Source organism: Granulicella paludicola (genome assembly GCF_025685545.1).
GTDB lineage: Bacteria > Acidobacteriota > Terriglobia > Terriglobales > Acidobacteriaceae > Granulicella > Granulicella paludicola.
In genome coordinates this window covers 401,704-416,055 of the sequence record NZ_JAGSYC010000026.1, presented here as the reverse complement: position 1 = coordinate 416,055, position 14,352 = coordinate 401,704, and the positions used below count along the sequence as shown (strand labels likewise).

The window sequence follows — 14,352 nt, the reverse complement described above, 5'->3', positions numbered from 1 at the left end:
AAGGCGCACTTCGGTGCGCCTTTGCTTTGCGCAAGAGGTAAGTCACTGTGTGCCAGCTAGCGAACAGTGTTGCTGGCCTAAGTTCCCCGTGCGCTCGTAGGTGCGGAGCTGAGGGTCATCCGGGCTTGCTGTTTCCAGCTGATGCAAGACGGTGAGGCCCTGCACGCTACGACCGAGTTTGCAGTCGATGTATACAAGGTTCAACCCTGCGGCTGTCTGCGTGGGGTCGCTTGCGACGAGGCGCTCGAGAAGACGAGTCGCTTCGTTGAGACGTCCTGCGGCTGCATCCAGCACGGCAAGATTCGCCAGTGCGCTTGGCTCGTAAGGGTCCGCATTGAGCACCACCGTATAAGAGGCGCGGGCCTTTTCTGGCTGTCCACTGATCTGTTGCAGATAGCCGAGCCGCGTGTTCAGCTCAGGATCGGACGCGCCGGCAGCAGCGGCCTCTGTGAGCAGCGTCAGTGCGAGTTCGGCTGCGTGGCGATCCCCTTGCTGGGCTTCCTGCGCATAGGCCAAACCATACTCGCGGTCTCCGGCAGGGAAGCCGCCAACGGGAACCAGCTCATCAGAAGCGGCTTCGAGAAAATGTGCGGACGCGCTAGTTGTCGGGCGCGCTTCGATGTCATGATCCGTTACCTGCTCGTGCGAGATGTCGGTGGTATTGCGTGAGAGCATGTGACACTTCGCGCAATCCTGCTCTTCACTGTGGTGTGTCTTCATCGCCGGAGCCGTGTGGCACGCAAGGCACTTCGCGCGGAAGTACTGCACGCGCTCCGCAGGTGACGGGTCAAAGTGTGGATCGTGGCATGTCGTGCAAGTGAGCTTATCGCCGCTGGAGCGCTTGCAGGCGCTGCGCAGCAAAGCTTCGTACTGGCTCGTAGCACGACGACCATCGCCTTCCTCATGCGAGCGAACGAAGTACACAGCGAAGTCGGCAAGGTCATCGCCTGCTTTGAACTGGGCGAGCGACTTGCCCGGTCGATAGACGATCGCGTTGCCTTCAAGATGGCACTGGATACAGGAGCTGTCGCGCCGCGCGACGCTGAGCTTCGCGGGGTTCACGATCGCGCCGTGGCCATGTGTCGCGAGGTGCTGTGTCGGATCGCCATGACACGAACTGCAGCCAATGCCTCCCTGCCGGAAAGGCACGGTGGCGAAGCGGCTTCGCGCGGTGGACAGGTTCGGCTGGATGTCGGTTGCGTGGCAATGCAGGCAGTTCGGATCAACAGGTAGCGGAGCGGGCATCGTGGCGCGGTTGTCGAAGGCCGGAGCCATTGCCCAGGCGCTTTGGCGCGTGTAGTAGTTGATGGGCAGCTCGAACCATTGGCCGCGCTGCTGCATGAGATACGTGCGGCCGCGATGCCCTGAGCCTATGTAGTAGAGAAGCTGCTGCTCGCCGGAGAGTTCGCCCTGCTTACTGGTGGCAGCGCGGGTGTAGGTCATCCAGGCTGCGCCATCGCGCTTGAAGACGCTGTAGTCGATACCGGAGGTCTTGTCGTGAAAGCTGCCCGGAAGAAGTCCGTCCGTTGCGACACCGCTGCCGCGCGCCATGGCTGTCTGCTCGTAGCGATCGTAGATGACCTTATGACAGCTTGCGCAGACCTTATCAGGATTCGCGAGAGGCACAACTGTCGCTGGTTGTGAGGCAGCGTGCACCCGCGTCGCACGCGTTCCGCAGAGTATCGCCGCAGCGATGGACAGGCTGCAAAACGCGGCGAGGATACTTCTTCGGGTTGGAGCGTAACGGCGCATAGGTGTTGTGAACAGGACAGAGCTACTTCACGGGTGCGGCGAGCTCTGCCGCGCGACTGCGTTCCAAGGCGGCGTCCGCAGCCTTGCCCTGACGAGCGTACACCTCCGCGAGTAGCTGGTGCGCGTCCGCTGATTTCGGGTCGGCCTGCGTCGCGGTGTTCAGTTGCACGAGCGCATCGTCGAGCTTGTTCTGCGCAAGCAGCGCCTTACCGCTCTTCAAGGCGAAGCTGGCGCGTTGATGGCTCACGACAGCGCGGCTAAGATCAGCAGCGAGCTTGCGTTCGACTGCTGCTTCTTCTTTATGTCCCGCCTGCGACTCAAGGGCCGCGATTTCGATGTGCAGGTTCGGCTGTCCGGGTTGAAGCATGACTGCATGCTTCAGCGCGTCCATGGCGCCTGCGGGATCGCCAGAGTCGCGCAGCGTGCTGCCAAGCAGAGCCCATGCGTCTCCGTTGGCGGGCTGGAGTTCAACGGCGCGCTTCAATTGTGCAGCTGACTCTGCGAACTTGCCCTGCTGCATATAAATCACGCCCAGTGTGAACGCCGGATCGGGCAGGGAGGGATCGAGCGCAGCAGCGCGTTCAAACTCAGGAATCGCAGCGGCCAGATTGTCCTTCAACTTCAGGGCAAGTCCGAGATCGTAATGCAAATGCGCGCTGCTGGCATCGAGGTCAAGCCCTGCTTGAAACTGTGTAATCGCGTGGTCGAGCTCCTGCCGCTGCAGATACGCAGCTCCAAAATCCTCACGCAGCGTGGGCGAATCGGGGCCGACAGCGAGCGCCTTTTCGTAAAGCTGCACGGCGCCTTTAGCATCGCCTGTTTGCACGTGCGCAAGGGCGACGTTGATCAGCGCGGAGCCGTATTCCGCGGGTTTCCAAGCCTTAGGATCAGACGTAGCTGCGGCGAAGAGAGGCAGGGCTGCAGACGCGTCTCCACTGGCTTGCAGGGCGAGCGCGAGCGCATAGAGCGATTGCACGTTCGTGACCGAGGCGCTCAGTTGCGTGGCGCGATGAAGCTCCATAAGGGCCTCTTCGTCGCGACCTAACGAAGAAAGCGTGCGGCCTAGTTGTAGTTGGAAGTCAAAGCTATTCGGGTTGGTCTTGGCCGCAAGCTGTAAAGGAGCGATAGCAGCATCGGGCTGGTTCAAGGCAAGCAGCGTCGCGCCCAAATGGTATTGCGCCATAGAGTTGGCGGGATCGAGGGTGACTGCTTGCTTGAAATGTGGCAAAGCGTTCGTCAGATCCGTCTGCTTCGCGTAAAGTGTGCCGAGCGCATCGTGAAGCTGCGCCGAGTTAGGCGCGGCAGCAAGAGCGTTGGTTAGCGCAGTCTGCGCCGTCGAAGCATCGCCTGTGGCGTCCAGCGCGGTTGCGTAGGAGATGGCTTCGGCGGGTGAAAGTTCGGGTTTGGAGCTGTCCGAGAGCGCCAGCTGAAAGAGAGCCACCGCAGTGATGTAACGCGCCTTTGCCACCTCGGCTCTTGCGAGGTTGAGATCGGTAGCAAGGTCGCTGGGCGCCAGGGCATGAGCGGTGGTGAGCTCTTTGTCCGCGCGGTCGATCTCACCTTCTTCGAGAAGTACGGAGCCCAGCGCTGCGTGAGTCGCCGATACCTGCGGTGCCAGTGAGACGGCATTTGAAAATGCATTCTGCGCTGCGGCGAGATCACCCTTCTGAGCTGCGGTGATGCCCGAGGCCATGGCTGCTTTCGCCTGATCAAGCGTGGCGTTGTCCTGCTGTGCGAAGGCGAAACAAGGGACGGCAACGCCTGCAAGCAGAAGGGTCAGGCGGCTCTGCCAACTGGAATGGCGCTGCATTGTCATGGCGATTACTTAGCTTCAGGCGAAACGACGACATAGCTGCGGCCGAGGTACAGACGATAGTGGTTTGCTGCCGCATCGGCGAGAACCTGAAGCGGTGTCGGGCGAGCCATCGCCGGATCTTTCAGGGTCGCGACGCGTGCGAGTTCATTGGCTCCAAGATCCATGACGACCATCTTGTCGTTGGCGACGAAGCCGAAACCATACGCGCCGGGGGCGAGCGTCTGATCGCCGATGTGGAGCTTGACCTCAGTGATCAGATACGCCTGATAGGTCTCCTGCACAGAGCTTGAATATCCAGAGGTGTCGACGATCGCGAAGAGAACGAGCTTGCCGTCGGCGACACGAATGCCGCCGGAGTTGCGGCCCTGAATCGTGGCTGACTGGCCGCGATAGAAGACCTTGTCTGGAAGAATGGCGGTCGCTTCGGTGCGATTGACGATGCCGGGTGCTGGAGTAGCGGGCGCAGCCTGAGCGCTGGCGGCGACAGCTCCCACGAACAGGAAGGCGATTAGGGCGTGGCGCAGGACGTTCAGGCAGCGATTCATGATACGGGTCATCCTACGGAACCGGAGGCACAGCTTGCAAGATAGAATGTAGCCGTCTTGAAAGGGTCTATCGATGACGAGTCGTAGTTTGGGTTGGTTATGCCTTCTGGTAAATGCTGCAGTGTTGGGTCAAAGCACCGCGTTGCAACCGTTGAAGTCGTTCCCGATGCGGCTCGATGGGCCGATGTTGAGTGAAGCTGTGCAGACAGGCGTGCCGTTCACCGTGGCTGGGCCGCAGGGTGTGATCGTGGGCCAGCAGCAGGGCGAGTTCGAGAGCTGGATTCTGCCGGTTAAGCTGATGAGCCATCTGCAGATCGAAGCCCACGTGGACAACTACGCGGTGCCGTTGGACATCACCTCGATGGCGCGACAGATCGAGGTGCGACCTGACCGCACGACGATCACGTTTTCGCACATTGCGATGACGTTGAAGATGACGATCTTCGCACCGGACAAAGCACCGGATGGAACGGGAGCGGTGGTGCTGCTTCAGCTCGACTCGGTTAGTCCGCTGAATCTGCAGCTCAGCTTTACGCCGGAGATGCGGCCGATGTGGCCGGAGCGAGGCTTTGGCAGCGTCTCGCCTGAATGGATCCATGAGGGCAAGAGCGGCTACTACGTGCTGCATACGGACTATCCCGAGTTTGCGGGAGCGATCGCTTTACCCGGTGCCGTCGATGGCGTGATGGCTCCTTACCAGGAGCGGCCGAAGGTGCATCCGCTGGAGTTAAAACTGCGCTACGACCCGAAGGTCGATGGAGACCAGATGTACCCGCTGCTGATGGCCGTAGGTGAGACGAAGGCGACGGCGACGAATGAGGCGCTGCATGCGAAGCTGCTTGAGCTAGATCAGCAGCTGCCGGAGATTTATGCGGCAAGTGCAGCGAATTATGCGAAGCAGGAGGCTGAGCGAACGAGTATCCAGACGCCGGACACGGAGTTGAACGAAAACTTTGGCTGGGCCGAGACCTCGATTGGACAGCTGCGGGCGAAGAGCACCGACGGAGAGACAGCGCTGGTAGCGGGCTATTACGCGTCCGGTGATTCGGCGCGACCGGGCTTCGGCTGGTACTTCGGGCGTGATGCGCTGTATACGATCTATGCGCTGAACAGCTATGGCGACTTCGACCTGAGCAAGACCGAACTGTCTTTTCTGCTAAAACGGCAGCGGGCTGACGGCAAGATGATGCATGAGTATTCGCAGACGGCGGGAACGCTGGACTGGGCGCAGTTTCCGTATGAGTATGCGGCTGCCGATGCGACTCCGTTGTTTCTGACGACGCTCCTGGACTACGTGAAGAGCAGCGGCGATGTTGCGTATGTGAAGGCGAATCGCGAGGCTGTTATGAAGGCCTGGCAGTTCGAGACGACGCATGATGCGGACGGCGATGGCATCTACGACAACACGCAGGGAACAGGCTGGGTGGAAAGCTGGCCTGGAGGCATGCCGAAGCAGGAGGTGTATCTTGCGCTGCTGGATCAGCAGGCCTCGCTGGCGATGGCGCAGCTAAGTACGTTGCTCGGCGATGCAGCGACTGCGGACAAGGCAGCAGCGAGGGCCGAGGCTGTCGGTAAGACGATCGAGCGCGAGTACTTTCGCGAAGGCAGATACGCGTTCAGCTGGGACAACGGCAAGGCGGACATGACGGCAACGGTGTTTCCTGCGGTGGCGTGGTGGAACAGCGATGCGGGCCTCGAACATCCGAAGGCAAGTCTGCGCGCGTGGGCGTCACATCGCATCGATACGGACTGGGGTACGCGCGATGTGGATGAGACCGCTTCGGTGTATGACCCGACGAGTTATCACCAAGGTTCGGTGTGGCCATTGTTTACGGGCTGGGCGTCGCTGGCGGAGTATCGTGGCGGACAGCCGTTGGCGGGTTACGAGATGTTGATGCAAAACGCGTCGTTGACGCGAGCGCAGGACCTTGGGGCGGTGACGGAGCTGCTTTCGGGGGCCTTCTACGAGCCGTTTGGGCGCAGTACGAGTCATCAACTGTGGTCGTCGGCGATGGTGATTACGCCGGTGCTGCGCGGGATGTTTGGACTGGGCGTGGATGCGTTGAAGCATACGGTGAAGGTGGAACCGCGTTTGCCTGCGGACTGGAACGAAGCGGCGGTGCGACGTCTGCGCGTGGGCGACGCGGTTGTTGATGTGAGTTACAAGCGCGAGCCGCGAGCGATGGTCGTGTCGCTGACGCAGATTGCGGGGCCGAAGGTGACGCTCGCCGGTGGCGGAACGATGCTGCGGGTTCCGTTGCCTGCGGTTGAGCTCTCTTTGACGCATGCGGAGCCAGCGCGAGGAGCGCGGACGTCGCAGATGAAGGTGCTGCAGACGACGTATGAGGCGCACGAACTGCGGCTGGAGTTGGAAGGTGTTGGCGGAACTGAAAACGTATTGCGGGTGAGGAAGAATGACGCTGTTTCTGTGCGCGCTGAGGGAGCGGCGCTAACAGGAGATGAGTTGCGAGTGAAGTTTCCGGGAAGGGGATATCAGACGCAGGTCGTCACCTTGCGATGGTGAGGTACCCCCCCACCCCTAATTTTGGCCTAAAGTATTCATAACGAGCAACTTAGGCTGAAGTCTAGCGTAAAAGTATTGCAAGCAATAGGGATGCTGGTACATGCGAGATCAAATGACCCACGAGCGTTTCTTTTGATCTCTATTTCTATTTTATCAAGTGGCGATGAGCAAACATGCAAGATTTATTCCCTTTGCAATGAACGAGATAAGGGGGTTGGGGGCTTGACAAGGATTTGCGGCGGAGCGCAGCCAATAGGAGATGGGGAAGCTCTTTAGGTCCGAGTGAGCAGGAGTGTGAACTGGCCCGCGCTTCGCACATCGCTACTGCAAATGCGGGGTTTCTCCGCTGCGCATCGCGATGGAGGCGTGAGGCTTCGGTTCAAATGAGGGACCTCTTTGGTGGAGTTTTCAAATTTCTCGCATCGACGGCAACGCATCGCAATGAACGGGGCACCCGTCGGCTTACGAAAGCTTGACGGGGGCGGGTATATGCTTAGCTCGGATATTGAGAGGTCTTAACGATGATGCCAGCTGTGCTGATGCTCGTGTTTGTGGTGGGTTTGTTTTTGCTGATTATGATTGCCAAGACGTACTACACGGTGCGGACGGCGACGGCGGGTGTGGTGGAGAAGTTCGGGAAGTTCGACCGGATTACGCGACCGGGGCTGCACTTCCTGATTCCGTTTGCGGAGCGGGTGTACTTCGTCGATCTGCAGGTGAAGCAGGCGCAGTTTTCGGTGGAGACCAAGACACGCGATAACGTGTTCGTGCAGATTCCGGTAAGCGTGCAGTACCAGGTGCTGGACGACAAGATTGCGGATGCGTTTTACAAGCTGAGCTCGCCGCAGAAACAGATCGAGTCGTTTGTCTTCAACTCGATCCTGGGGCATGTGCCGAAGCTGACGCTGGATGAGACGTTCGAGCAGCAGTCGGGTATCTCGGTGGCGGTGAAGGTGGAACTGGACCAGATCATGTCGAACTTTGGGTTCAACATCCTGACGGCGCTGGTGACGGACATCATTCCGGATGAGAAGGTGAAGGCCGCGATGAACGACATCAACGCGGCGCAGCGGGCGCAGGTGGCCGCGCAGGCACGCGGTGAGGCCGAGAAGATTTTGAAGGTGAAGCAGGCGGAGGCTGAGGCGGAGTCGAAGGCGCTGCAGGGCAACGGTATTGCTCGTGAGCGGCAAGCGATCATCGATGGTCTGTCGGCTTCGATTGAGCACTTCCAGCAGGGAGTCCCGGGAGCGACGGCCGAAGAGGTGATGGCGCTGGTGCTGCTGACGCAGTACTTCGATACGCTGCGCGACATCGGAACGCGCGGCGGAACGAACACGCTCTTTCTGCCGAACAGCCCAGGAGCTGCGGGGGACTTCCAGACACAGATACTGGCTGGGCTGCGGGGAGCTCCGCTGCCGCAGGCACCAGGGCCGAACAAGCCGCGAGTAGTGGAGCCGGAGCGGCCGTATAACCCGCCAGCGCCGCCGGTGGGGACGACGGGAATGCCTGATCCTTATACCGGGCGGTAGCAAAGTTGCATCTCAAGGTTCGATGAGCCTGAAAGTCGATTCCCGTTGGATGCAGGGTTGCGTGTTGCTCGCAGGCTTGCTGTCGTTGTGTGCGGTAGCCGGGGCGCAGGATGTGCCTCGGGACGGGAATGTGTTTTCCCGGCTGTTCCGGTTCTATCACGATGACTGGTGGGGGACGGCGGCGGCGAGTGCGCCGGCGGTGCGGCGAGGTCTGGCGCAGCCGCTGGATTCGCCGCCGTTTCCGGGTGCGGATTGGGGCTATGGCGGGTCGCCGACGATCGGGGAGGCGGATGGGAATGTGTATCCGCTGCAGACCGCTATGAATGGAGTGAAGAGCCGGACGAAAGTTTACGGGTGGATTGAGCCGACGGCGAACCTTTCGACGTCGCGCGACCGGAACTATCCGGAGACGAATGATATCTATTCGAACCGCGTGGAGTTGGGGCAGGTGGTGGTGTATGTGGAGCGGCTGCCGGATGAGGTGCAGCGCGATCATGTGGACTGGGGCTACCACCTAACGGCGTTCTTCGGGACGGACTACAGGTCGACAACGAACAAGGGGTATCTCAGCTCGCAGCTGGAAGATCACAACCGGCAGTATGGATTCGATCCGGTGCTGGAGTATGTGGATGTGTACTTTCCGCATGTGGCGCAGGGGATGAATGTGCGGGCGGGAAGGTTCATTTCGATTCCGGGGATCGAGGCGCAGCTGACGCCGAACAATTACATGTTCAGCCACTCGCTGCTGTATGCGGTGGATCCGTTTACAGATACGGGCGTGCTGGCGACGATCCAGGTGAAGGACGGATTGGTGGTGCAGGCGGGGGTTTCGGCGAGCCACGATGTGGCTCCGTGGACGGCGGATGCGAAGCCATCGTTTATGGGGTGTGTGAGTGCGACGACGAAGAGCGTGAACGAAAACTTCTATGTGTGCGCGAACGGGATCAACGATGGGACATATGCATTCAACAATATCCAGATGTATGACGCGACATGGTATCACCGGGTAAACAAGACGTGGCATATCGCGACGGAGATGTATGGGATGTATCAGCGCGAGGTGCCGAGTGTGAACGGGCCGGTGGCGATTGAGAAGGGAACGAATGGAGCGAACTGCCGCGTGGGCGAGCTGCGGTGTCTTGCGCCGGAGTGGGCGGCGGTGAACTACATCAACAAAGAGCTTTCAGCGCATGATTACGTGTCGCTGCGAAATGACTTTTTGAATGACAAGAAGGGGCAGCGGACGGGATATGCGGGGCGGTACTCGGAGGCGACGCTGTCGTATAACCACTGGATTGGAACGACGGTGCAGATACGGCCGGAGATACGGTTCGATCATGCGTGGGACAGGCGATCGTATGACCAGGGGAGACGAACGAGCCAGTTCACGGCGGCCACGGATGTGGTGGTTCATTTTTGAGTAGGGAGTGGAAACGGAAATGAGGGAGCAGCTGATGCTGCTCCCTCGCTTCTTTGGTGCGGGCCGATTACTTTTTGGTGGTGTTGTGTTCGGCTGCGAGAGCTTCGGAGGCGTGGTGGGCTTCGACGGAGCGCTCGTGCGCCAGGCGGGACTGCTCGTGGGCGCGGAGATGATCGTTCATGCTGTGGGAAGCGGCTGCGGCTTCGTGGGCATGGGCCGCGAGACGGTGAATCTCGGCAGCGTGGACAGAGTCTGTCATGGGCATAGCTTGTTCCTCTGGGTGGTTGGATGCAGAAAACAGAGGAGAGGGGATAGAGGAGGGAGGAGAGTGAACGGCAAAGGCGCCACCTCTTTCGAGGTGGCGCCCTGGTTGTTGCGAAGTGATGGTGCTTAGTAGTTGTAGTTGACTTCCTCGGCTTCTTCGACGCCGTAGCGACGGAGGAGGTTGGGGAGGTTCTGGCTGAAGGCGGCGCGGGGCATGACGACGTCGCAACCGGCTTCGACGGCCTTTGCCTTGAGGTCTCCCTGCAGGTGCGAGAGGAAGCCGATGATGGAGGCCGAGCGCTTGAGCTTTGTCTTCAGCTTGGGAATCAACGTGAGGGGCTTGGCGTTGGCATTGTTAAGATCGAAGACGATGAGCGCGGGCTTGTCCTGATCGCCGTCGGTGAGGCTGGCTATGGCTTCCTTCTCGTTCTTGATGAAGGCGACCTTGACGCCGAGCTTCTTCGCGGACTCCTGGATCTTGGCCTGGAAGAAGAGCTCTTCGATGAAGAAGTAGATGTGGGTCTGCGCACCTTCGGGAATCGGCACGGGACGCGGCATGGAGTGGTCGATGGGCTGCGAATCGCCGTGATGGCGATGCCCGCCGCCGCGACGACCGAGCTGGATGGTGGACGGGGGACCGTCGCCGAAGCCGGAGCCAGCCTCGCGGTAGCTGTGGTCCATGGGACCGACGAAGCCGCGTTCCTTCTGCTGGCCGCCCTTACCCTTGCGCTTGAAGCCGTTGGTGGAGTTGCCGAAGTTGTCGGGGACGGAGCTGCGATAGCCGTTGGAGAAGCTGCTGCCACTGCCGCTGTTATTGTTGCTGTCGGCGCGGAAGTCGTTGCCGGGGTTTTCGCTGCGGCCACCGCCGCTGCGGGGCGTGCGCTCACGGTCGCGGAACTTCTTCTTCCAGCGCTTCCCGTTCTGTCCCTGTCCCTGTCCATTTTGATTGCTGTTCTGCTGCGGGGCGCCGCCGTTGTTGTTGGACTGGCGTCGGGGTTCGCGAGGAGCTTGCGGGGCGGCTGCCGGAGCGGCTGCGGCGGCGATGCTTTCGCCTTCCATCACAAAGGGAGCGGGAGCGGGTGCGGCGGAGCTGTTGGGGGCGCCTTCGGGGGCGTCACCGGCGAGTTTGTTCTTACGCTTGCGACGGCGGCGACGACTGCTCTTGCTCTGTCCGGTGCCGGGTGCGGGCTGACCTTCGCCATCGCTGGAGTCGAAGTCTGCGTTGTTAAAATCGCCGTCAAAATCGTCCGCCGCATTGTAGGACGGAGTTTCTACTGCATTCTGCTCTGACATGGTGCTGTGATTTCCCCTTGCAATTGGGCGCTTGTGGCCGGAAGACCGAGGAGGGGCTGCCGCTTCGCGCCGGTGAGGGGTCGCGTACGGTGTGTTCCCTGGAACGAATCAGTCAGTTGCACTCTCAAGCGTTGACTCAAAGTTGTGTGTATCCATCGCGATCGTGGCAGTTGTCTGCTCATGATCTGGGAACCCATTCTGGAAGCTGCGCTGGAGAAGGTAAATAGCTTTCCATGCACTTCGGAAGGGATCGTTTTATCGGCGGGCCTGTCGGATTCACCCCGTGACAGCCAGTCGACTTGCTTGTTCGTGCTGCTCGCGTGCGGGGCGGTCGATTACCCCTGACGGCGAACTTCTACTCTCGCTCTCGGAAAAACTGTAAACAGGAACAGCGGAGACTCGTTGCTTCAACTGCCGTAGTTCGAACTACTTTCTAAGGCTGAAGCTGAAAGCGAATGTTGCGGGGGTCCCTGAGCTTCGCTGGTATCGCCGGGCGAATCACGGCTTGAGCGAAGCGTACGGCTTCCGAACACCCTGATAGTACGCTGGGAGAGCAGGAAGCGCAAGGGAATAAAAACGGGGAATGGGACAAGAAAGAAGTCCCCAGAAAGGCCGATGGCCATCTCCCCTCCCCGGAAGATGGCCTTCAGCAGCTTGAATGGCCAGTCACTGGCCTCCTGAGTTTTGACTCAGTCTGAAAGGGTGCGTGCCTCTTAGGGCTACGTCTATACCCTGCGTCTGTTGCGACTTTCTGAGAAAGATTCGCTGACGCCCTCAGAACCGAGGATTCTCGCCGGAGGAAGCCTGTACGGCAGGCTCAAGCTCGAACACTTTTACATAGAGCAATCGTCGTACCAAATGTAGGGCCCTTTGTTTTCAACAAAAACCCCCGGAAACGGTGACGGGATACACCAAAATATGGAGGATCGTAGGGCCGCGGCTCCTGTTTTTTGAAGAATGGTAGGGATGACGAGAGTTGGCAGAGGCGCGAAATATAGGGTGGCTCGCGACCCGAGGCACATTGACCAGTGGTTATGGGCTTTCTATAATCGCTGCAAGCCGACTGTCCTCTCGCGCCCGCGAAGGCTCGACCCTCTTACCCTCTACTTAGAGAAACGTAAGGGTGAAGAGACGAGCAGGCAGCATCAATATGACGATGCGCACACGGGCGGAGGAAGGTGGCAGATTTAACTTCCTGCGTAAGCGTATGGTTGATACAGCTGTGCAGGAAGTGACCCAGCCAAAACATCTTTTTGTCCGCAAAGCCGGATATCTGTAAGGAGTTTCAAAGACCTAATGAAGCGCACCCTTGTAATTGCTACGGCGTTGGCCGCAAGCCTCGCTACGTCCACCCTCGTTGCCCAGGCTCCGGCCGCTGCTGCAGCACCTGCTGCCGCTGCTGCTCCCCAGGCCATCCCCGCGAAGGTTGCGATCATCGCCTTTGAACAGGCTGTTGTTGCGACGAACGAAGGCCAGAAGACCGTTGCCGACATCCAGAAGAAGTACGAGCCGAAGAAGGCCGCACTCGACACGCAGGGCGCCGAAGTGGAGAGCCTGAAGAAGCAGCTGCAGGCTCTGCCCGCAAACGCTTCCGACGAGCAGCGCGGGAACCTGGTGAAGAGCATCGACAGCAAGGAAAAGCTGCTGCAGCGCGATGCTGAGGATGCACAGAACTCTTACCAGAGCGACCTGCAGGAAGCCTACGGCAAGGTTGCACAGAAGGTCGGTTCGACCGCTGTGAAGTATGTGAAGGACAACGGCTTCACGCTGCTGCTGAACGTTGGCGGCGGACAGCAGGCGAGCCCGGTTCTTTGGTTTGCTGAACCGACCGATGTGACGCAGGCTGTGATCAACGATTACAACAAGGTGTCTGGCGTTGCGGCTCCGCCGCCGGCAGCACCGGCTCCGGCTCGCCGGGCCACGCCTCCCGCCAAGTAAGAATGGCGCAAGGTAATTACAACAATGGAGGCCTTCGGGCCTCCATTGTTGTTTAGAGCGAGCTTGGTAGCATCAGTTCCATGGTTCAAGAGGGCGAGCTGAAAGCTTCCGTAGCGCGGATGGATGGCGTCGACGCACTGCGTGGGCTGTCGATTCTTGCGGTGATACTGCTGCACATCTGGATACGCTTCCGTGGTGTCGATGTTGCTCTGGGCAAGGGCTGGTCACGGTATGGGCAGCGACTGTTCTTCAACGGAGGCAATGGAGTGACGGTGTTCTTCGCCGTCTCCGGCTTTCTTATCACGCTGACCTCGCTGCGACGCTTCGGCTCGCTCGACAGGCTAAAGCCGGCGGTGTTTTATCGAATACGGTTTGCGCGGATCATGCCTCTGCTCCTATTGCTGCTGACGGTGCTGAGCGTGCTGCATCTGGCGCATGTCGATGGCTACGTGATTAATGAGAAGCACTTCACGCTGCCAAGAGCTCTGCTGGCGGCGTTGACCTTTCATCTGAACTGGCTTGAGGCCTCGCGCGATGCTTGGCTGCCCGCAGTGTGGACGGTGCTGTGGTCGCTGTCGATCGAAGAGATGTTCTATCTCTTTTTCCCGCTGGTGAGCGTGGCGCTGTTTCGTGGCGGACGGTTTGGGCGAACTGCATGGATAGTGCTGGCGCTGGCGTTCGTTGCGGTGGGCCCGTGGGCGCGGGTGGTGTGGCCGCATAACGATCTGCAGGCGGAGAACTCCTACCTTGCGGGCATGGCGAGCATCGCGCTGGGATGCCTGACCGCGTTGATTGTGAATGAGCTACGTGCGCGCAGGCTGCGGAGATCTGTGCTGCTGGCGGTCGAGATCTGTGGCTGGCTCGGGCTGGTGATGGTGGCGATCTGGCCGAAGTGGCATGTGCTGAAGGTGCTTGGCAAGAGCGGTACCGATGATACGTTCGTGGCGCTGGTGGCGTGCCTCGTGATGTTTGGCGTGGCTTTGCGTGGGCAGCATGGTGGGCGATGGGGCGCACCGCTGCGCTGGATGGGCCGCCACAGTTATGAGCTGTATCTGGCGCATGAGTTTGTGGTGATCGCTGGTGTCGAGTTGTTCGTGCGATGGTTTGGAAAGAGTGACTCGCGCGGCGTTCTTGCAAGCTTCGTGGTGGGGATTGTGCTGGCGACGCTGCCGGTGGGATGGGCTCTGGCGAGGTGGTTTAGTGAGCCGATGAACCGGTGGCTGCGTGGGGCGAGGCCGGCGTAAAGTCGGCGCATGAGTGCGTTGTTGCGG

The 14,352-nt window shown here is 59.9% G+C and carries 10 protein-coding genes; 5 read left to right on the top strand and 5 right to left on the bottom strand.

Going from position 1 to position 14,352, the window contains the following annotated elements:
- Positions 1 to 42: 42 nt before the first annotated feature.
- The 3 genes from OHL14_RS17330 to OHL14_RS17320 are packed head-to-tail and all read right to left on the bottom strand — an operon-like array spanning position 43 to position 4,113.
- Positions 43 to 1,752 (bottom strand): tetratricopeptide repeat protein, encoded by a 1,710-nt coding sequence (locus OHL14_RS17330; protein WP_263380637.1) that lies wholly within the window; start codon positions 1,750 to 1,752, stop codon positions 43 to 45.
- Positions 1,753 to 1,774: 22 nt separating this feature from the next.
- Positions 1,775 to 3,568, bottom strand: coding sequence for a tetratricopeptide repeat protein (locus tag OHL14_RS17325; protein WP_263380636.1), 1,794 nt, complete (start codon positions 3,566 to 3,568; stop codon positions 1,775 to 1,777).
- Positions 3,569 to 3,573: 5 nt separating this feature from the next.
- Positions 3,574 to 4,113: a hypothetical protein gene (locus OHL14_RS17320; protein WP_263380635.1), complete on the bottom strand. Its 540-nt coding sequence runs from the start codon at positions 4,111 to 4,113 to the stop codon at positions 3,574 to 3,576.
- Positions 4,114 to 4,234: 121 nt separating this feature from the next.
- On the opposite strand from OHL14_RS17320, the gene OHL14_RS17315 reads away from it, so the two are divergent.
- The 3 genes from OHL14_RS17315 to OHL14_RS17305 all read left to right on the top strand — a co-directional run bounded on the left by OHL14_RS17315 (position 4,235) and on the right by OHL14_RS17305 (position 9,586).
- A complete protein-coding gene (locus OHL14_RS17315) occupies positions 4,235 to 6,637 on the top strand; it encodes an amylo-alpha-1,6-glucosidase (RefSeq protein WP_396271433.1) in 2,403 nt (800 codons plus the stop codon).
- Positions 6,638 to 7,158: 521 nt separating this feature from the next.
- Entirely contained in the window at positions 7,159 to 8,166 is a 1,008-nt protein-coding gene (locus tag OHL14_RS17310) for an SPFH domain-containing protein (protein ID WP_263380633.1), read from the top strand.
- A gap of 22 nt (positions 8,167 to 8,188) precedes the next feature.
- Positions 8,189 to 9,586, top strand: a complete 1,398-nt coding sequence (locus OHL14_RS17305; protein WP_263380632.1) for a porin — start codon at positions 8,189 to 8,191, stop codon at positions 9,584 to 9,586.
- A 67-nt stretch (positions 9,587 to 9,653) separates the two neighbouring features.
- On the opposite strand, the gene OHL14_RS17300 is transcribed toward OHL14_RS17305, so the two are convergent.
- Both OHL14_RS17300 and OHL14_RS17295 read right to left on the bottom strand, forming a co-directional pair.
- A complete protein-coding gene (locus tag OHL14_RS17300; protein WP_263380631.1) occupies positions 9,654 to 9,845 on the bottom strand; it encodes a hypothetical protein in 192 nt (63 codons plus the stop codon).
- A gap of 131 nt (positions 9,846 to 9,976) precedes the next feature.
- Positions 9,977 to 11,143, bottom strand: coding sequence for a response regulator (locus tag OHL14_RS17295; RefSeq protein WP_263380630.1), 1,167 nt, complete (start codon positions 11,141 to 11,143; stop codon positions 9,977 to 9,979).
- Between the two features lie 1,296 nt (positions 11,144 to 12,439).
- Here OHL14_RS17295 and OHL14_RS17290 point away from each other — a divergent pair.
- Both OHL14_RS17290 and OHL14_RS17285 read left to right on the top strand, forming a co-directional pair.
- Entirely contained in the window at positions 12,440 to 13,081 is a 642-nt protein-coding gene (locus OHL14_RS17290; protein ID WP_263380629.1) for an OmpH family outer membrane protein, read from the top strand.
- An 80-nt stretch (positions 13,082 to 13,161) separates the two neighbouring features.
- Positions 13,162 to 14,325: an acyltransferase family protein gene (locus OHL14_RS17285; protein WP_263380628.1), complete on the top strand. Its 1,164-nt coding sequence runs from the start codon at positions 13,162 to 13,164 to the stop codon at positions 14,323 to 14,325.
- The last annotated feature ends 27 nt before the right edge of the window (positions 14,326 to 14,352 follow it).

Bases quoted from the DNA above. Each gene is read 5' to 3' on its own strand.
- OHL14_RS17330 (WP_263380637.1), bottom strand. From the start codon at position 1,752: ATGCGCCGTTACGCTCCAACCCGAAGAAGTATCCTCGCCGCGTTTTGC.
- OHL14_RS17325 (WP_263380636.1), bottom strand. From the start codon at position 3,568: ATGACAATGCAGCGCCATTCCAGTTGGCAGAGCCGCCTGACCCTTCTG.
- OHL14_RS17320 (WP_263380635.1), bottom strand. From the start codon at position 4,113: ATGAATCGCTGCCTGAACGTCCTGCGCCACGCCCTAATCGCCTTCCTG.
- OHL14_RS17310 (WP_263380633.1), top strand. From the start codon at position 7,159: ATGATGCCAGCTGTGCTGATGCTCGTGTTTGTGGTGGGTTTGTTTTTG.
- OHL14_RS17305 (WP_263380632.1), top strand. From the start codon at position 8,189: ATGAGCCTGAAAGTCGATTCCCGTTGGATGCAGGGTTGCGTGTTGCTC.
- OHL14_RS17300 (WP_263380631.1), bottom strand. From the start codon at position 9,845: ATGACAGACTCTGTCCACGCTGCCGAGATTCACCGTCTCGCGGCCCAT.
- OHL14_RS17295 (WP_263380630.1), bottom strand. From the start codon at position 11,143: ATGTCAGAGCAGAATGCAGTAGAAACTCCGTCCTACAATGCGGCGGAC.
- OHL14_RS17290 (WP_263380629.1), top strand. From the start codon at position 12,440: ATGAAGCGCACCCTTGTAATTGCTACGGCGTTGGCCGCAAGCCTCGCT.
- OHL14_RS17285 (WP_263380628.1), top strand. From the start codon at position 13,162: ATGGTTCAAGAGGGCGAGCTGAAAGCTTCCGTAGCGCGGATGGATGGC.